The organism is Chromobacterium sp. HL1 (assembly GCF_057418835.1).
In genome coordinates, this window is record NZ_CP162399.1 from 2,722,964 (window position 1) to 2,741,389 (window position 18,426).

16 protein-coding genes are annotated in these 18,426 nt (G+C 64.7%); 6 read left to right on the forward strand and 10 right to left on the reverse strand.

Annotated elements, in window-relative coordinates; all coding sequences use genetic code 11:
- Nucleotides 1-33 precede the first annotated feature (33 nt).
- On the reverse strand, nucleotides 34-2,613 hold the full coding sequence (clpB, locus tag AB1Z25_RS12190; protein WP_107799599.1) for an ATP-dependent chaperone ClpB: 2,580 nt from the start codon (nucleotides 2,611-2,613) through the stop codon (nucleotides 34-36).
- Nucleotides 2,614-2,857: 244 nt separating this feature from the next.
- Between clpB and AB1Z25_RS12195 the strand changes: the two genes are divergently transcribed.
- Nucleotides 2,858-3,340: a hypothetical protein gene (locus tag AB1Z25_RS12195; protein ID WP_107799600.1), complete on the forward strand. Its 483-nt coding sequence runs from the start codon at nucleotides 2,858-2,860 to the stop codon at nucleotides 3,338-3,340.
- 159 nt (nucleotides 3,341-3,499) lie between these two features.
- On the opposite strand, the gene AB1Z25_RS12200 is transcribed toward AB1Z25_RS12195, so the two are convergent.
- Together AB1Z25_RS12200 and selD are read right to left on the reverse strand one after the other, a co-directional pair.
- Entirely contained in the window at nucleotides 3,500-3,997 is a 498-nt protein-coding gene (locus tag AB1Z25_RS12200; RefSeq protein ID WP_227107930.1) for a LexA family protein, read from the reverse strand.
- 10 nt (nucleotides 3,998-4,007) lie between these two features.
- Nucleotides 4,008-5,048, reverse strand: coding sequence for a selenide, water dikinase SelD (gene selD / locus AB1Z25_RS12205; protein ID WP_235088252.1), 1,041 nt, complete (start codon nucleotides 5,046-5,048; stop codon nucleotides 4,008-4,010).
- Between the two features lie 20 nt (nucleotides 5,049-5,068).
- On the opposite strand from selD, the gene mnmH reads away from it, so the two are divergent.
- Together mnmH and mnmC are read left to right on the forward strand one after the other, a co-directional pair.
- A complete protein-coding gene (mnmH, locus tag AB1Z25_RS12210; protein ID WP_235088250.1) occupies nucleotides 5,069-6,106 on the forward strand; it encodes a tRNA 2-selenouridine(34) synthase MnmH in 1,038 nt (345 codons plus the stop codon).
- Between the two features lie 100 nt (nucleotides 6,107-6,206).
- Nucleotides 6,207-8,192, forward strand: a complete 1,986-nt coding sequence (mnmC, locus tag AB1Z25_RS12215) for a bifunctional tRNA (5-methylaminomethyl-2-thiouridine)(34)-methyltransferase MnmC2/FAD-dependent 5-carboxymethylaminomethyl-2-thiouridine(34) oxidoreductase MnmC1 (RefSeq protein ID WP_227107926.1) — start codon at nucleotides 6,207-6,209, stop codon at nucleotides 8,190-8,192.
- A gap of 71 nt (nucleotides 8,193-8,263) precedes the next feature.
- Here mnmC and AB1Z25_RS12220 read toward each other — a convergent pair whose 3' ends face one another.
- Nucleotides 8,264-8,692 (reverse strand): acyl-CoA thioesterase, encoded by a 429-nt coding sequence (locus tag AB1Z25_RS12220; RefSeq protein WP_107801826.1) that lies wholly within the window; start codon nucleotides 8,690-8,692, stop codon nucleotides 8,264-8,266.
- A gap of 1,037 nt (nucleotides 8,693-9,729) precedes the next feature.
- On the opposite strand from AB1Z25_RS12220, the gene AB1Z25_RS12225 reads away from it, so the two are divergent.
- The gene (locus AB1Z25_RS12225) at nucleotides 9,730-10,458 is read left to right on the forward strand and encodes a peptidylprolyl isomerase (RefSeq protein ID WP_107799605.1); all 729 of its coding nucleotides are present in this window, start codon (nucleotides 9,730-9,732) and stop codon (nucleotides 10,456-10,458) included.
- Nucleotides 10,459-10,518: 60 nt separating this feature from the next.
- Here the strand turns inward: AB1Z25_RS12225 and AB1Z25_RS12230 are convergent, their stop codons facing one another.
- The gene (locus tag AB1Z25_RS12230; protein ID WP_486635358.1) at nucleotides 10,519-11,760 is read right to left on the reverse strand and encodes a chitinase; all 1,242 of its coding nucleotides are present in this window, start codon (nucleotides 11,758-11,760) and stop codon (nucleotides 10,519-10,521) included.
- A 222-nt stretch (nucleotides 11,761-11,982) separates the two neighbouring features.
- Between AB1Z25_RS12230 and AB1Z25_RS12235 the strand changes: the two genes are divergently transcribed.
- Complete coding sequence (locus tag AB1Z25_RS12235) at nucleotides 11,983-12,567, forward strand: LysE family translocator (RefSeq protein ID WP_227107922.1); 585 nt, start codon at nucleotides 11,983-11,985, stop codon at nucleotides 12,565-12,567.
- On the opposite strand, the gene AB1Z25_RS12240 is transcribed toward AB1Z25_RS12235, so the two are convergent.
- From AB1Z25_RS12240 to AB1Z25_RS12260, 5 genes are all read right to left on the reverse strand, one after another.
- Nucleotides 12,541-13,404 (reverse strand): AraC family transcriptional regulator, encoded by an 864-nt coding sequence (locus AB1Z25_RS12240; protein WP_486635359.1) that lies wholly within the window; start codon nucleotides 13,402-13,404, stop codon nucleotides 12,541-12,543. The two genes, AB1Z25_RS12235 and AB1Z25_RS12240, sit on opposite strands and share 27 nt — an antisense overlap.
- Nucleotides 13,405-13,407: 3 nt before the next feature.
- Entirely contained in the window at nucleotides 13,408-14,172 is a 765-nt protein-coding gene (locus AB1Z25_RS12245; protein ID WP_486635360.1) for a YdcF family protein, read from the reverse strand.
- A gap of 53 nt (nucleotides 14,173-14,225) precedes the next feature.
- Nucleotides 14,226-15,308 carry a type 1 periplasmic-binding domain-containing protein gene (locus AB1Z25_RS12250; protein WP_227107920.1) on the reverse strand — a complete coding sequence of 361 codons (1,083 nt, stop codon included), beginning with the start codon at nucleotides 15,306-15,308 and terminating at the stop codon, nucleotides 14,226-14,228.
- Nucleotides 15,309-15,333: 25 nt separating this feature from the next.
- Nucleotides 15,334-16,188 (reverse strand): hypothetical protein, encoded by an 855-nt coding sequence (locus AB1Z25_RS12255; protein WP_486635361.1) that lies wholly within the window; start codon nucleotides 16,186-16,188, stop codon nucleotides 15,334-15,336.
- Nucleotides 16,189-16,396: 208 nt separating this feature from the next.
- Nucleotides 16,397-17,428 carry a flagellin N-terminal helical domain-containing protein gene (locus tag AB1Z25_RS12260; RefSeq protein ID WP_227107918.1) on the reverse strand — a complete coding sequence of 344 codons (1,032 nt, stop codon included), beginning with the start codon at nucleotides 17,426-17,428 and terminating at the stop codon, nucleotides 16,397-16,399.
- A gap of 229 nt (nucleotides 17,429-17,657) precedes the next feature.
- Here AB1Z25_RS12260 and AB1Z25_RS12265 point away from each other — a divergent pair, with 229 nt between their 5' ends.
- On the forward strand, nucleotides 17,658-18,407 hold the full coding sequence (locus tag AB1Z25_RS12265) for an MgtC/SapB family protein (protein WP_227107917.1): 750 nt from the start codon (nucleotides 17,658-17,660) through the stop codon (nucleotides 18,405-18,407).
- Nucleotides 18,408-18,426 lie beyond the last annotated feature (19 nt).

Genomic DNA, 18,426 nt, shown 5'->3' on the forward strand with positions numbered 1-18,426 from the left:
ATTCCCGGGCTTTTTTTACGAGCGGGCCTGCGTTCAGGCAAAGCTCAGATGGCCGTCCCGCGCTTCCACCAGGATGGTGGATTTCGGCGGGTATTCGCCGGCCAGGATGGCCTTGGCCAACGGGTTTTCCAGTTCGGACTGGATCGCCCGCTTCAAGGGCCGCGCGCCGTAGACCGGATCGAAGCCGGCTTCGGACAGCAAGGCCAGCGCCTCCTCGCTGATCTGCAAGTCCAGATCCAGCTTGGCCAGCCGGCGCTCCAGGCTCTTGAGCTGGATGCGGGCGATGGACTTGATGTGCTGCTCGCCCAGGCCGTGGAACACCACCACCTCGTCGATGCGGTTGATGAACTCCGGCCGGAACTGGGTTTTCACCTCCGCCATCACCGCCAGCTTGATCACCTGGTAATCGTCGCTGTCCATCGCCTGGATCTGCTGGCTGCCGATATTGGACGTCATCACCACCACGGTGTTCTTGAAATCCACGGTGCGGCCCTGGCCGTCGGTCAGGCGGCCGTCGTCCAGCACTTGCAGCAGGATGTTGAACACGTCCGGATGCGCTTTCTCCACCTCGTCCAGCAAGATCACGCTATACGGCTTGCGGCGCACCTGCTCGGTCAGATAGCCGCCCTCCTCGTAACCGACATAGCCCGGCGGCGCGCCGATCAAGCGGGACACCGAATGCTTCTCCATATACTCGGACATGTCGATGCGGATCAGGTGATCTTCGCTGTCGAACATAAAGCCGGCTAAGGTCTTGCACAGCTCGGTCTTACCCACGCCGGTCGGCCCCAGGAACAGGAAGGAGCCGTAAGGCTTGTTGGGATCGGCCAGCCCGGAACGGGAGCGACGGATGGCGTCGGCCACCGCGCTGACCGCCTCGTCCTGCCCCACCACGCGCTGATGCAGCACCTCCTCCATGCGCAACAGCTTGTCGCGCTCGCCTTCCAGCATCTTGGACACCGGAATGCCGGTGGCGCGGCTGACCACTTCCGCGATCTCCTCCGCCCCCACCTGGGTGCGCAGCAAACGGTTGGGCCTGGCCTGCTCGCCGGCGCCGGCCGCCTCGGCGTCCTGCAGCCGCGCCTCCAGCTGCGGCAGCTTGCCGTACTGCAGTTCCGCCAGCTTCTGCCAATCGCCCTTGCGCTTCAGGTCCTCCATCTCCACCTTGAGGCGCTCGATTTCCTCCTTGATGCTCTGCGAGCCCTGTTGCGCGGCTTTTTCCGCCTTCCAGATCTCGTCCAGGTCCGCATAGGCGCGCGACAGTTCCGCGATCTCGTCCTCGATCAGCTTCAGCCGCTTTTGCGAGGCCTCGTCGCTTTCCTTGTTCACCGCCTCGCGCTCGATCTTCAGCTGGATCAGCCGGCGGTCCAGCCTGTCCATCTCTTCCGGCTTGGAATCCAGCTCCATCTTGATGCGGCTGGCGGCCTCGTCGATCAAATCGATGGCCTTGTCCGGCAAGAAGCGGTCGGTGATGTAGCGCTGCGACAGCTCGGCGGCGGCGACGATAGCCGGGTCGGTGATGTCCACGCCATGATGGATTTCATACTTTTCCTGCAAGCCGCGCAGGATGGCGATGGTGTCCTCCACCGAGGGCTCGCCGACCAGCACTTTCTGGAAGCGGCGTTCCAGCGCCGCGTCCTTCTCGATGTAACGGCGGTATTCGTCCAGCGTGGTGGCGCCGATGCAGTGCAGTTCGCCGCGCGCCAGCGCCGGCTTCAGCATATTGCCGGCGTCCATCGCGCCCTCCGCCTTGCCCGCGCCCACCAGGGTGTGGATCTCGTCGATGAAGATCAGGGTCTGGCCGTCGTCCTTGGCCAGATCGTTCAACACTGCTTTCAGCCGCTCTTCGAATTCGCCGCGAAACTTGGCGCCGGCGATCAGCGCCGCCAGATCCAACACCAGCAAGCGCTTGTTCTTCAGGCTCTCCGGCACTTCGCCGTTGACGATGCGCTGGGCCAGGCCCTCGACGATGGCGGTCTTGCCGACGCCGGGCTCGCCAATCAACACCGGGTTGTTCTTGGTGCGGCGCTGCAATACCTGGATGGCGCGGCGGATCTCGTCGTCGCGGCCTATCACCGGGTCCAGCTTGCCCAGGCGCGCGCGCTCGGTCAGGTCCTGGGTGTACTTCTTCAAGGCTTCGCGCTGGCTCTCCGCGTCCTGGCTGGACACGCTTGCGCCGCCGCGCACCGCGTCGATCGCGGCCTGGATCGCCGCCGGCTGGCCGCCGTGCTCTTTCAGCAGCCGCGCGGCCTCGCCCTTGTCCTGGCTCAGCGCGGACAGGAACAGCTCGCTGGCGATGAACTCGTCGCCCAGCTTCATCGCCGCCTTGTCGCTCAGGTTCAGCAGATTGGCCAAATCCCGCGATACGGTGATCTCGCCGCCATTGCCCTGCACCCGCGGCAAACGCTGCAAAGCCTGGTTCAAGCCGGCTTTCAGGCCGGGCACGTTGACGCCGGCGCGCGCCAGCAGGCCGGCGATGCCACCGTCGGCGTCGTCCAGCATGGCCAACAGCAGATGCTGCGGCTCGATGTAAGCATGGTCTTGAGACAGGGCCAGGCTCTGGGCATCCCCCAGCGCCTGCTGGAACTTGGTCGTCAGCTTGTCGAATCGCATGGAGTGGCTCCTTCGGAAGATTGATAAACACTATCTGGGCATGGCCAGTTGCTTTTCAAGCCTCGCAATCGTCGATCTTGAACCCGATTTTCCCTCAGACGCATTTTATTTATGGCGTTGGCAAAAAATTTAATCTATGCATTAAATCAAGAGCGGAACCGGACTGGCCCAACAAGAGCCGCCCACCCAAGTCCCGAGCCGCCTGACTTGCGTAATCGCTTATCTTCCTTAAAGGGGTATCACCATGAAGCCACTCCTGGCCGCCGGCCTGCTATTGACCGCCTGTTCCCTGGCCCACGCCGACAATGATCTTTCCCTGCTGGCCTACGGCGCGTCCATACACAGCCAATGCAGCGGCAAGCGTTGCGATTTCAACGGAGAAAACCCCGGCCTCGGGCTGGAATGGGCGCCGCTGGGCAACGACGCGGACGGCCGCTGGATCGGCCGCGTCGGCTCTTATCGCGACTCCTTCCGCGAAACGGCCTGGTTCGTCGCCGGCGGCTGGCGCAAGGAATGGCAGCTGGGATCCAGCCCGCTCTACGCCGGCACCACCTTATTGGTCGGTTATCTGGACGGCTCCGGCGTCAAGCAGGTGGTCGCCTTCCCCATGCTCAGCATAGGCACTCGCAAACTGGCGCTGGAAGTGGGCTATGTGCCCAAGATGGACTACACCCCGCACAAGACGCGGGTTGCCGTCACCACCTTCAGCCTGCGCTGGACCTTTTAAGAACCTGTTCAAAGCCTGCTGCGCTTCGGCGATACGACGTTGAGAGCACCGTCGAAATGCTCATAGACCCTATGTGCATTACGCTTGCTCAGCCGTTTTCGCCTGGTATCGCCCTAGCTCGCAAGACTTTGAAATAGGCGCTAAGCCGCGCCGGCAAACTCAGCGCAGCGAACGCACCACCGAGCTGACCACGCCCCAGATCTCGACATCGGTCTCCGCCTGTAAATCGGCGTAGCCCGGCTGAGCGGCGCGCAAGCAGGCGCGATCAGGGCTCAGGTGCAGCCGGCGCACCAGGAATTCCTCGCCCGCCACCGCCACCACCACATCGTTGTGACGCGGCGGCAGCATGCGATCGACAATCAGCAAGTCGCCGTCGAAAATGCCGGCCCCGGCCATCGCGTCGCCGGCGACGCGCACGAAGAAACTGGTGTCCGGGTGCTGGATCAACAAATCGTTGAGGTTGAGCGAACGCTCGAGATAGTCGTCGGCCGGCGATGGGAAACCCGCCGCCACGCTGCCGTCGAACCAAGGAATCTGGGCGTCGTCGGCGCTGGCGCGCCGCGCGCCGCCCACCCGGCCGGGCGCCAGCCGCGCCAGCTCCGCCAAGGGCCGGTCGCGGGCGGCCAGCCGCAGGCGCTCCGGACGCGCGTCTTTCACGTCGCGCCGCTCAGCGGACGATGACGCGGGCCTCGCCCGCGGCCAGGCGGCCGATCTTGGCCGCATAGCCGAAACCGGCGCGCTGGAAACGCGCCAACACCTCGTCGGCCTGCTCCGGCGCCACCGCCGCCAGCAAACCGCCGCTGGTCTGCGGGTCGGCCAAGAGCCGCAGCTGCCACTCCGGCAGCGCCGCGCCAAAATCGACGTGCTCGCCGAAACTGGCCAGATTGCGCTCGATCGCGCCCGGACCGCAGCCTTGCTCCGCGAAAGCGCGCGCCTCCTCGATCACCGGCACCGCGGCCATATCGATGTGCGCCGCCAGCTTGGCGCCCTTGCACACCTCCAGCGCATGGCCCAACAGGCCGAAACCGGTGACGTCGGTCAGCGCGTGCACGCCGTCCATGGCCGCCAGTTCCGCTCCGACGGTATTCAATTTGGTGGTGGAAGCGATCAAGGCCTGATAGCCCTTATCGTCCAGCTCCCCTTTCTTCATCGCCTGCGCCAGCACGCCCACGCCCAGGCCCTTGCCCAGGATCAGCACATCGCCGTCGCGCGCCTCGCTATTGCGCTTGAGCTGGTCCGGATGCACCACGCCCAAGGCCACCAGACCGTAGATCGGCTCGGGGGAATCGATGGAATGGCCGCCGGCGAGCGGGATGCCCGCGGCGTGGCATACCGACTCTCCGCCGGCAAGAATGTCGCGGATGGTTTCCACCGGCAACACCTTCACCGGCATGCCGACAATGGCCAAGGCCATGATGGGGGTCGCGCCCATCGCGTAAATGTCGGACAGCGCGTTGGTGGCGGCGATGCGGCCAAAGTCACGGGCATCGTCGACGATGGGCATGAAAAAATCAGTGGTCGCCACAATGGCTTGCGAGGCGTTCAACTGATACACCGCGGCGTCGTCGCTGGTTTCCGCCCCCACCAATAGATTGGGGAAAACCATTTTTTCCTTGGCCGTCGACAAAATGGACTCCAGCACCGCCGGGGCAATTTTGCAGCCGCAGCCGCCGCCGTGAGACAATTGCGTCAATTTGATTTCAGCCATTTGCGGACTCCGCCATATTTATGCTTTTCAAGGTCGCGAACGTATCACAGCTTGGGCAGTTTGACGAGATCATCGACGTCCGATCTCCGGCGGAATTTGCCGAAGATCATATCCCCGGCGCCATTAACTGCCCGGTTCTGGACAACGACGAGCGGATTCGCGTCGGCACGCTGTATAAACAGGTTTCCCCATTTGAAGCGCGCAAGGTCGGCGCCGCGCTGGCGGCCAAGAATATCGCCCGCCATATCGAAGAGCGCTTCGCCGATCGCCCCAAATCCTGGCGCCCGCTGATCTGCTGCTGGCGCGGCGGCCAGCGTTCCGGCTCCATGGCCCTGATCTTCGCCCAGATAGGCTGGCCTGCGCATCAGCTGGAGGGCGGCTACAAAGCCTATCGCCGCCAGGCGCTGCAATGGCTGGAGGAACTGCCCGGCCAGCTCAAGCTGCGCGTGATCTGCGGCCCCACCGGCTCCGGCAAAAGCCGCTTGCTGCAGGCGCTGGCGCGCGCCGGCCACCAGGTGCTGGATCTGGAGCAGCTAGCCAATCACCGCGGCTCGGTGCTGGGCCGTCTGCCGGACTTGCCCCAGCCGCCGCAAAAATGGTTCGATACCTTGCTGCTGCAACAGATCCGCAGCCTGGATCCCGGCCGCCCCGTCTTCATCGAATCGGAAAGCAAGAAGGTCGGCTTCGTCACCCTGCCCGACGTGCTGTACCGCCAGATGCACCAAGGCGACTGCCTGCTGATCGACGTGCCTTTGGCGGAGCGCGTGCGCTTTTTGCTGGAGGATTACGACTTCTACCTGCGAGACCCCGAAACCTTGATCCGCCAACTGGGCTTCTTGAAAGGGCTGCACTCGGGCGAACAGCTGGACGCCTGGAACCAGTTGATCCGGGCCGGGCGCTTCGACGCTCTGGTGGCGGAGCTGCTGGCCAAGCACTACGACCCGCTCTACTACCGCTCGCTGGGCAAGCATTACCCGCAGCTGGCCAAGACCGCGCCTTTGCGGCTGGACAGCCTGGCTCCGGAGCAACTGGACCTGGCCGCGGCGCGGATAGTCTGAACAGGGGCCGCGGCACCGCTCATCAGCGGCGCAAAACTGCGGTATCATCAGAACATCCTAATTCACCCGCGGCGCCGCGCCGCGCCCCGACCCCGCGCGCATGACCCCACACGCTCAACTTGACTGGCACGACGGTCAACCGGTTTCCCTCGCCTTCGGCGACGTCTACTTCTCCCGCGCTTCCGGCCTGGACGAGACCCGCCATGTCTTCCTGCGGCACAACCGTTTGGCCGAGCGCTTCGCCGAACTGCCCGCCGGCGGCCACTTCGCCATTGCCGAAACCGGCTTCGGCACCGGCCTGAACTTTCTATGCGCGTGGGAATGCTTTTTGCAATACGCGCCGGCCGATACGCGCCTGCACTTCATCAGCGCGGAGAAGTTTCCGCTGACCCCGCGCGATCTGGCCCGGGCGCTGGCGCTCTGGCCCCAGCTCGCCGGCCTGGCGCAGCAGCTGCTGGCCCAATACCAGTCCCTGCCTCCGGGCTGGCACCGCCTGCTGCTCAGCCAGGGGCGCGTCACGCTGACCTTGCTGATCGGCGATGTCCTGGAAGTGCTGCCGGAGGTGGACGCTCGCGTGGACGCCTGGTTCCTCGACGGCTTCGCCCCGTCCAAGAACCCGGACATGTGGCAAGCGGAGCTGTTCCAGACCATGGCGCGGCTCTCCGCACCCGGCGCCACCTTCGCCACCTTCACCAGCGCCGGTTTCGTGCGTCGCGGCTTGAGCGAGGCCGGCTTCGCCGTCAGCAAGACCGCCGGCTTCGGCCATAAGCGGGAAATGAGCCACGGCCATCTGCAAACCCTGCCCGACGGCGAATGGTCGCCTCCGTGGTTCGCCCGCCCGGCGCGGCGCCACGGGGAACGCAGCGCCATCGTCATCGGCGGCGGCATCGCCGGCGCCGCCAGCGCCTACAGCCTGGCCTGCCGCGGCTGGCAGGTCACCGTGGTGGAACGCCTGCCCGAACTCGCGCGCGGCGCCTCCGGCAACCCGCAAGGCGTGCTGTACACCAAGCTGTCCCCGCACTTCACCCCGCTGACCCGCCTGATCCTGTCCGGCTACGGCTATAGCCTGCGCACGCTGAAAACCCAGCTGCCGGAGGACGACGCGCACTGGCGCGGCTGCGGCGTCTTGCAACTGGCCTACGACGCGGCCGAGGCGGAACGCCAGCAAGGGCTGGCCGCGGCCGGCTTCGGCGAAGACTTCCTGCGCCCGGTCGACGCGCGGGAAGCCAGCGAGCTGGCCGGCGTCGAGCTGCAGCACGGCGGCCTGTTCTTTCCGCAGGGCGGCTGGGTCAATCCGCCCGCCCTGGTGCGCAAGCTGGTGGAGCATCCCAATATCCAGGTCCGCACCAGCCGTACCATCGTAGAGCTGGACTACAACCCGCTGGACAAGAGCTGGGTCGCCATCGGCGATGAAGGCTCGGTGGCCATCGGTTCCGTGGTCATTCTGGCCGGCGCGGCGGAAACCGGCGCCTTCGACGCCACCCAGCATCTGCCCTTGAAAAAGATTCGCGGCCAGGTCACCGTGACGCGCGCCACCGAACACAGCGAGGCGCTGCGCACCGTGCTGTGCGGCGAAGGCTATATTTCCCCGGCCCGTTTCGGCGAACACTGCCTGGGCGCCACCTTCAAATTCAACACCGAAGATCTCGGCGTCAACCTGTTCGAGCATCAGGAAAACCTGCAGATGCTGGCGGGACTCGCGCCCAGCCTGTACCAGGCCCTGGGCGGCGAAAGCCTGCTGGACAAAGCCCTGGCCGGACGCGCCGCGCTGCGTTGCACCAGCCCGGACTATCTGCCCATCGTCGGACCGGTCGCCCACGCGCAAGGCCTGATCGACGCCTATCTGCCGCTGAGCAAGGACGCTTCCTTGAAGCTGACCGCCGCCGCGCCCTGGATAGACGGCCTCTACGTCAACACCGCTCATGGTTCGCGCGGCATGATCACCGCGCCGCTGTCGGGCGAAATACTCGCCGCCCTGCTGGAGGACGAACCGGCCCCGGTGGCCCGCAGCCTGATGCAGGCCACCCACCCCAGCCGTTTCCTGATGCGCGATCTGATGCGCAACAAAGTGCCGCGGCAAAGCTGACCCGGCGGCAGCCGGGCGCGAAAAAGCCCCCGCCGCGCCAAGGCGACGGGGGCCGGGAAAACCTGGTCGTTTCAGGCGGCGGACTTGGCCGCCGTCTCCACCGCCGCGCGAATGTCCTCCGGGATGGCGACCGACTTGCCCGCCTGATAATCCACCCACACCAGCGTCACCTCGCCGCTGGCGTACACCACGCCGGGATCGTCGCGCCGATAAAAATGATGGCGCAGCTTCAAGCTGCTGCGTCCCAGTTTTTCCAGTTCGATGCTAATGTCGAGCGTGGCCGGATAGGTGATCTCCTTGCGGAACACGCAGGCGGTGCCCGCCAGCACCGGACCGCAGCCTGAGGGGTCGATGCCGTGCCCCAGGCTTTCCAGCCAATCCAGGCGGATCTGCTCCAGATAACGGAAATAGTACGTATTGTTCAGATGCCCGACGGCGTCCATATCGCCCCAACGCATCACGATGCTGCGGGTATCGATAACCGGGTAATGCTTGTCCACGCTGTTCCCCTTGAAAGACGAGCCGGCGCGGCGTCCATAGGCGCGCCGTTCACAGCCGGCGCGCCATGATTGTTTGCACTGCGTCATGATAGCGGCCAATCCCGTCCGGGTCACATAGCGTCACATAAAACACAACAAATCCAAATATCCGGCCTCGAAACAAATCGGCATACTGGTTTCCGTCAGCAGCCAGGGCTCGCAAGAGTCCTGATCTGGCATGATCAGCGCGCGGGTTCTGTTGGAAATTACCTACCCCTTCTGGCCGGCGCGTTGGTCTCCTGAGCGAAGGTGCAAATTGGGGCCCCATCTGGGGCTCTTTTTTTATGCTTCGCCCTCCCTCAGCCAGACCTGCGCGCCAATTCATTGCGCAAATGTTAAGCCCGCCCCGATTTCATCACAGCCCGTCACACAAGCCCCCAATAATCACTCTATTTGGCCCGTGCCGGCAGGCGCATACTGCGTCCATCGAATCGGCTCTCCCCCGAGGGCGGTTCGATACGATCGAAGCGCTGCCGGCTGTGGATACACGCCCACCGGCAACCGCAACGATCACCTGAGCGAAGGTGCAATTCAGAGCCCCCTGATCGGGGCTCTTTTTTTATGCTCCGTTCCCGGCGGCGCGAGCCAAGCCGGCATGCTTTCGTGTTATGCTCTGAGGGCTGGGCAAAAAAAGAGGCCGCACGGAGGCGGCCCAAACGGGGATCTCAATTCACCAAGTGTCCAAGCCAAAGCTTGGCTCACCAGAACGAAGTACAGACGGACGACGTCTACGTACACATGAACATCAAGACTCGGCAAGCGGCGTACAAGCATGAGCAGCCAACCGGGTTTTCATGCAAGCCCTGAAGCTGCATGGCTCGTATACTAGCGATTAAGCGACCGGGCAAATATAAGATTATTCTTAAAATTTTCGCGCTTTATTCCAACGCCCCTCGATAAGACTCGCCGCCTTTCTTGACAAGCGCGGCGAACGCTTTTTAAATCGCACATTTCCCGCCCTTGGGCGCATCCCTCATCTACCATCACAGGAAATCTCCATGACCATTCGAGTCAACGGCATCGAAATCACCGAAGACACGGTGCAAGCGGAACAAGCCCACTACGCTGACGCGCCGAACCCGCGCGACGCCGCCGTTCAGGAGTTGGTCCTGCGCGAACTGCTGTTGCAGAAAGCCAAGTCCCTCGGCATCGACACCGCCGACCAAGGCGCCGCCATCGGCGCCTTGCTGGAACAGGAACTGCACGTTGACGCCGTGGACGAGGCCGCATGCCTGGCCTTCTACAATCAATACCCCGAGCGCTTCAGCAGCGGCGAGTCCGCCGTGGCCAGCCACATTCTGTTCCCGCTGGGCGAAGGCCTGGCCGGCAGCCTGGCCAAAGCCAAGGCGGAAGGCGTGCTGGAAGAAATCAAGGCCAATCCGGCCCGCTTCGCCGACCTGGCCCGCGAACACTCCACCTGCCCGTCCGGCCAGCAAGGCGGCAGCCTGGGCCAGTTCGGCCGCGGCCAGATGGTGCCGGAATTCGAACAAGCGGTATTCAACACCGCCGCCGGCCAGCTCGCGCCGGATCTGGTGCAGACCCAGTTCGGCTACCACATCATCCAGGTTCAAGAGCGCCATGAGGGCGGCAAGGTAAGCTTTGAGGAAATCAAGGACCGCCTGCAGCAATACCTGAACGACATGGCCGGCAACAAGGCGATGCAGGCCTATCTGGGCCAGCTGGTCGCCGCCGCTCAGATCGAAGGCTATGCGATGCCGGCGCTGTAAGCCACGGCTCGAACCCGTACAAAACCGAGGCGCAATCGCGCCCCGGTTTTTTTACGTCCATCAGTTGCGGCCGCGCAGCGAAGCCCCCACCGGCCGCGAGAACGGGAAGCCGTCCTTGCGGTCCCAGTTGATCGACCAGCTCATGACGCCGCGAAACGACGGATAGGCCTGACTCGGCTTGACGCTGCCGCAATTTTTCAAGGCCATCAGGCAATCCAGCGACTTGATCACGGTATCCGCGCTGACAAAGCCGGAATTGGCGGAACTGCGGCCGGAAGGCACGCCGAAAGCCACCTGATCCGGCCGCAAACCCTTGAAACTGCCCGAAGCGCCGTAAGCCAGCGGGAAACCCTCGATCAACATCTTGCTGCCGCCCACCAACATGTCCACGCTGCCCTCAGCCAATGCGGCGTTGGAATAAGGCGTGTTCAGCCCGCCGTTGTTGTAGTACTGGACATGGATCACGCTCAAATCGTCGCGCAACGCGTCGATGATGGGCAGATAAGCGCCCCAGATGCTGCCGTAGGCGACATAGCCGCCCTGGACATAGGGGTGCTCCGGCGCCATGGACAGGTAGAAACCCGCGCCCACCTTGGCCTTCAACTGCTTCACCGCGCCAATCAGATTGCCGATGATGGGCGCGCCTTGCGACACCCCGCTTTCCAGATCCAGATCGATGCCGTCGAAACCGAATTTGACGATGATGGCGTAGAGGCTATTGACGAAATTCTGGGCTTGCGCCGGAGTGTTCAGCGTGACCGAGCCATTCTGCCCGCCCAGCGACAACACCACCTTCTTACCCTTGGCCTGCTTGGCGCGAACATCCTGGATGAACTGAGCTTCGGAGCCTGCCTTGGGATCCAGCGCGAAGCTGAGCTTGCCGTTGCCCGCGTCGTCGGCGAAGGCCACCGCGATCACGTCCCAATCGTCGCTGACCTGGCTCAGCGGATAGGCGTCGCCGCTGGGGTTGGCGAAATTGTGCCAATAGCCCACCAAAGCATGTTTGGCGAACGGCGCGGACGGCCCAGGAGCGGGAGACGGCGTCGGCTCCGGCGTTGGCTCCGGCGCCCCCGCGCAACTACCTCCCGCCAGCCACAGGGTCGGCGACGCCGGAGGATTCCAGTTGGCGCCGACATGGGCGGTATGCGCCACCCGCGCGGTGTAGTTGGCCGCGGCGTACGCAACCGTGTCGCCGGCCCGATAGCTGGCGCCCTCCTGCCATGCCGGGCAGATCGCCCACGCCTGCCCCGCCGCCAGCGCGCACGCGGACGCCCGCATCACGGTTATCCAGTTCAACGACATGCGTCTTCCTCCTTGGATTGCAGCGTCCGCGTCGGCGCGCGCAGGAGACGGGAGCCAAACGGGACGTCAGCCCAGACCTTGCTGGTATTTAATTGGTATTACATTAAACCATTCATGTCAAAGGCATTTTTTGATAAACCTCTCCGACAGGTCAATTTTCTACAATACGCCCCGCCCTCGCCCGGCTACTTTGTCCGCATCGCCCACCCTCCAGGACACATCATGAATCAGACTCTCGCCATGGCCGGCTTCGCTCTGGCCGCCTCCATCACACCCGGCCCGGTCAATATCGTCGCGCTCAGTTGCGGCGCTCAGCATGGCGCGCGCGCCGGCATGCGCCATGTCGGCGGCGCCACCGTCGGTTTCACCCTGCTTCTGCTGCTGACCGGCCTGGGCCTGGAACAGACCCTGCGGCAATGGCCGGCACTGACGCAGGCGCTGCAATGGGCCGGCGTGGCGTTCTTGCTCTATATGGCGTATCAATTGGCTCGCAGCGATGGCGCGCTGGACTGGGACAAAAGCGGCGTCCAACCCAGCTGGTGGCGGGGCGCGGCGATTCAATGGCTGAACCCCAAGGCCTGGGTCGCGGCACTGGCGGGCTGCGCCGCGTTCACCTCGGGCCAAGACGCAATGGCCTTATGGCGCTTCGCCGCGCTTTACTTTCTGATTTGCTACGCCTCGGTAGCCTGCTGGGTTCTGGCCGGCGCCTGGCTCGGGCAAAAACTGGCCTCGCCTGGGCGGCTGCGCCGCTTCAACCAAGCGATGGCGGTCTTGCTGGGACTAAGCGCGCTGGGCTTGTTGACCTGAGCCCGCGCGGTACTGTCCCGGCGTGGCGGCCACGTACTGCTTGAAGATTTTATGCAGATGAGCTTGATCGGAGAAACCGACGGCCTGCGCCACCTCCGCCAAGGGCAGGCCGCCGCGCATCAGCCGCCGCGCCAGTTGCACCCGCTGATTCAGCAGAAAGCCATGAGGCGTGACGCCGTAACGCCGCTTGAACGCGCGGATCAGATAGGAGGCCGACAAATCCGCCGCTGCGCAGATCTCCTCCAAGCGCAAGGCTTGATCGCAATGCGCGGCGATATATTCCGCCGCGCGCGCCAAACGCTGATTCGATTCCGCCGCCGGCTCGACGGCCAAGCCCAATACTCGGTGCGCTCCGTCGAAGAAGGCGGTGGCCGCCGCGTCTTTCTCCAAGAGCTCCCGCCCCTCCGCGCACAGCACATCGAACAAGGCGTTGAAGCCGGAGAACAGCCGCGGGTCCCGGCTCGCCGCCTCGCCAAAGGGACGAAAGCCGCCGGCCTGGCCCTGACCCAGCCTTTGCTGCAAGCCGCCCAGCCAGCCCACCTCCACATACAGCATGCGATAGGACCAGGCCTGCCCCGCCACCGGATTGCAGGCATGGATGTCGCCCGGATTCATCAACACCAAGGCGCCCCGCTCGCTGCGGCGCACCTTGCCGTTGAAGTAGTCGCAGGCGCCGGCGGTGATGACGCCCAGGGAAAACGTCTCATGCGCGTGCCTGGCGTAACAGACGCGGCGTCCGTCCGCCACTGAGCGCGCCTCGAACTGCGGCAAGGCCGCGTCGCGCCAGAAGCGATGATCGACTCTTGGCCGTGCGGGCGCGGCGGATTGCGTCGGCATGGGTTACTCTCCCTTCATCCGGTAAAACAGCATGCCCAGCCATTCCCTCAACGCGGCGTGGCACTCCTGCATCGCTCGGCCGCTAGGCAGATACCAGGCGACGCCGCCGCCGTCGTAGCGGATAAAGGCGGTTGGCGCGGCGGTGACTTCCAAACCCTGACGCTGGAAAAACGGCAAGGCTCGACGCAAATGCCAGCCCTGGCTGACCAGCGCAATCCGCTTGATTCCGGCCGCACGCAGCAATTCGGCGGAGTAGCGGGCGTTTTCCAGCGTGGTGTTGGAACGCGTCTCCACCCAACGGGGGACGATGCCGTATTCCTCGCGCAGGACCCGCGCCATCACCGCGCCTTCGGCTTCCCCGCCCATCGGCGCGCCGCCGGTCAGCAGTATCGGCTTGCCGCTTTGATGCGCCAGCCGCGCGGCGTAACGCAGCCGCGCCAGCGAGTCCGCGCCCGGTTCCATGCCGCCGTATTCCGGCGCGGGCTTCTTGCCGCCGGACAAGACCACGATGGCCTCCGCCCGGCTCAACGGCTCCGCGCCTATCACCGGATAGCGTTCCAGGCCCCGGTTCAGCCACATCGCCATCATCGGCGTGCTCAAGGCGTACAGGCCCGCCATGCCCAAGATCAGCAAGCCGGCGCCCAGGCGCCGCCAGCGGCGGCGCAGCCCCAGTCCCAGCAAGATCAGCAACAACATGTTCAGCGGCGGCAGCAAGAAGGCGCCCAACACCAAATGGACCAGCGCCTGCGTGGAAATCGTGGAGATCATGGGGATGACGATGCGTGGATTGAGCGCCAGTTAAGCACGCGTCGCGCGGCAAATCAATGCCGCGGGAACCAGATGGCCGCGTAGGCGCGGCGGTAGCCGTTGGCCGGATCGTAGCCGATGCTCAGATAACTGTCGCGTATCGTCTGTTTGACCAAGAGATGCGGCTGGGTAACGTACAGGCTGGGCGGCTGGCGGGCAAAGGCGCGGTTCAGCTCATCGGCCATCTGCCAGCCATGCAAGTGCAAAGGCTCGGCGATGGTCGCCTCCTGCATCAGGCCCGCCCGAATCCGCCTCATCGCGCTCAGCGAGCCGTCGCCCAGCGAAATATTGACGACGGAGGCGTTCAGCTTGCCCAGCGGATAACCGATGGAGTCGTAATACAGATCGTTGATGCCTATGCTGTGGGTCCAGGCCTTGCCGTGGCGCCGATACAGTTCCGCCACCCGCGCCGGCAACAGCTGCTGGACCTGAGCCAGCGAGATGTCTTCCACCGCCAGCACCTTGCAGCGCCGGCACGTCTGCAGCTGCCGCACCGCCTGCCGGGTTTTGGCGGTGGCGATGGCGAAACGGCTGTCGGTGAACAGCACCACGCCGACCGGGCCGCGGCTGCTGGCCGCGATGTAATCGGCGGCGGCTTGCGCCGCGGCCAAGGGGCTGGTGGAGATATTGGTGAACAGCAGTCCGGGCACCGGGCCGGGCTTGTCTCCGGCATGCCAGCCGAGCACGGGCACGCCCAGCGCGTGCAGGCCTTGAATCTGCGGCTGGAATTCCTGGGCGTCGAAACCGCCCAAAGCCACGGCGGCCGGCCGCTCCCGCTGCGCGCGCTCCAGAAACTGGAGCAAGGAATTCCGCTGCCCCTGCCCATCCAGCAGCGTCACGCGCCAGCCCAGCAAACGCCCCGCCTCGGCCAGGCCCCGGTAAACCCCGACCACGCCGCCGTTGCGCAAGTCCGACGCCAAAAACCAGACGCTGCGGCCAGGCTGCGCCGCGGGCCCGCTGACGGGGCCGTCCCACTCGGTCCACTCTCGCGCCGGATTATCCCGGGCTGGCGGCGCGCCGGCGCCCTTGGCCGCCGGATCGGCGGCGACCGGCTCCACGCTCAGCAGACACAGAAGCAGTATGAGAAGGCGCAACATGGACCCACTATAGACCACGGCCGGGTCAAAGCGGCGCGCCGTCTCCCGCCAGCAACTGGCCGGCCACTTCCGCCGCCACCGCAAACAGCAGCGGCGACAGACGCTGCGCCTGTAAACCCGTTGCGCCGTGCCGGCTGATCGCCAAGCCGCTCCACGGCATGCGTTCGCCGATCAAGCAAGCGGCGAGCCTGCCGCCGCCTCGCTCCGCCGCGGCCTCAATCTCCGGCAGGCGCCGACGCAGAGCCCGGCACACCTCGGCCTCGGCCACAAAGGCCAGCGCCACACCGGCCGCCACGCGGCGGATGCGCAGGCAGAATGCGCCGATTCCCGGCGCCGTCAGCCACAGCAGCAGGTCCAGTTCGTCCCGTTCCGGCTCGGACTCGCGCTCCAGCGCGTCCTCTACGCTCAAGGTCAGCGCCGGACCGCCCCACAGCCAAAACGGCAGAGTCAGCGGCAAGGGCGGCTCGCCGGCGGCCTGCCTGAGGCCGGCCAGAGCCAGCTCCGGCAACTGCTGCAACAAGGCGCCCGGCAGATGGCTGCCACCCGCCTGCTGGAACTGGGTCGCGGCCTGGGTCAAGCGTCCCAGCAAAGCCTGCCGCCAGGACTGCGCCAATTCGGCGGCGGCCGGCTGAGGTCTCGCCAACTTCGGCATCGCGGCCTGCTCCAGCTGCCAGGCCCGCGCCGGCGCTTCGCCGCCGCTGTCGCCATCCGGCTTTTCCATCGACAGCGACAGTTCCAGCCGCGGCTGCGTGGCCAGCACCAGTACTTTCAACACCGTTCCCGGCGTCAGCTCCGCCAGACCTTGCGGCCATGTCGGCAGGGCCAGCTGGACGCCGTCGCCGCTCAACAGCGGACGGCCGTCCGCGGTACGGCTCAGCACCGCTTCCCACTGCCGGCCCGGCGTCAGTTCCGCGCCCGGCTGCGCGCCGTTCGAGATCGGCGCGCTCGGCGTAACCGGGGTCGCCGCCGTGATCGCTCTGATTGAAATCGCCTTGCCCCTTCACAAAAGCCCGCTCGCATGACGCAAAAAAAGCCAGCCGCGTACGCAGCTGGCTCCAGATTCGCGCCGGATCGACGCTGAATCGCGATTACTGCAGCAGGGACATCGCCAGGCTGCTCATGCTGCCGCTTTGCTTCAGCATGGAAGTGCCGGCTTGCATCAGCATTTGCTTGGAAGTCATGCTGGCGCTTTCGTTGGCGTAGTCGGTGTCCATGATGCGGCCTTTGGCGGCCAGGGTGTTGTTGTTCACGTTGGCCAGGTTGTTGTTCACGTGGTCCAGACGGTTGGCGTTGGCGCCCAGGGAGGAGCGAACCGAACCTACCGAATCCAGAGCGGCCTGGATGGTGTTGATGGTGTCGGTTTTGCCGATTTCGTCGCCCTTGGCGGCTTTGTCCAGCGCGGCTTGGCCGTCTTGCTGAGCCTTCAGCGCGGTTTCGTAAGCGGTTTTCTTGGCCGGATCGGTCGGAGCGGCGTCGTAGTCGGCTTTTGCGGTATTCGTCGCGGTCACCAGAGCCGGCATCGCATCGGTAGCGGTCTTAACGGCGGTGGCGTAAGCGGTGCCAGCGGCATCGTCCTTGAAGAAGGTCTTGGAAACACTGCCCAGCGCGTCGTTCAGCGCGGTCATGCCATCCTTCATGTTCACCGTCATGGATTCGTCGGCCGACGCGCCGATCTGGAACTTCATCTCATCGGTCAGCTTGCCGCCTTGCAGCAGTTTCTCGCCGCCGAAGGAGGTGTTCTTCATGATGTTGGTCAGTTCCTTGCCCAGTTCGGCGAATTCGGACTGCATCGCGCTCTTGTCGGCTTTGGTGGAGGTGGCGTTGGCGCCTTCGGTGGACAGGTCCTTCATGCGCTGCAGGATGTTGGACACTTCGTTCAGCGCGCCTTCGGCGGTTTGCAGCATGGAGATGCCGTTCTGCGCGTTTTTCATCGCCACTTGCATACCGCGGCTTTGCGCGTCCAGACGGGTAGCGATCTGCAGGCCGGCAGCGTCGTCCATTGCGGAGTTGATGCGGAAGCCGGTGCCCAGACGGGTCATCGAGGTGGACAGCGCGGTTTGGGTGCCGGTCAGGTTGGACTTGGTGTTCAGTGCGGCGATATTGGTGTGCAGGCTCAGCATAGCTTTTGCTCCAGAAGTCAGGTTGGTTGGTCCGGCATTGCTGCCGTCACCATCACAAGGCGGCCGTCTACTGGCAAACTTAAGCCCGCCCGGAACGTGAAAAATCACATCGCCGTCTTGCCTCGCCTCCTCGCCCCTGTGCATGCCGCGCCCTCAAGCCAGTAGCCGCCGGCCTCGCAACTTGCTATCGTCGGTCCGTTCGCCGTTTCAAAGCGCCGCAGGAGCCCGCATGGCACTATCCTTTTCCGAACTGATCGGCCAGTACTGGTCCACCCCCAAGTGGGAAGTGAATCTGCTGATCACGCTGAACCTATTGGGCGGCCTGTTGCTGGGTTGTCTGGTGGGTTACGAGCGCTGGTTCAACGGTCGCGCCGCCGGCATGCGCACCTACGGCCTGGTGTCCATGGCCTCCGCCGCGGCCATCAGCATCGTCGGTTACTCCGGCTACTGGTACGGCGGCCTCTATCCCGACATGACCCACGGCGACATGACCCGTGTGGCCCAGGGCGTGCTGACCGGCGTCGGTTTCCTCGGCGCCGGCATGATCATGAAGGAAGGGCTGAGCATCAGCGGCCTGACCTCGGCCGCCTCGATCTGGATGTCCTCGGTGATCGGCATCCTCGTCGGCGTAGGCTTCTACGCCGCGGCCATCGCCATCACCTTGCTGTGCGTGCTGTGCATGCTCTCCATCAATCAGATGGAGAACCGCTTGCCGCGCCGCTTCAGCCTGTTCATCGTCATCCGCTTCAAGCCGGAATACCAATGGACAGTGCAGACGCTCAGCGCCGGCCTGCTCCGCTTCGGCGTGCGCCTGCACGAGGACAGCATCGCGCTGAACGCCGGCCCGGACGCCACTGAGTGGAGCTTTCTGGTCTCCGCGCAAAACCGGCGCGACCTGATCAATGTCGTGGATCTGTCGCGCGAAATCATGCAGATCGACCATATCGAAACCCTCAGCATCCAGCCCGCGCGCAATTAAGGCCTATCGCCCGGCCGGC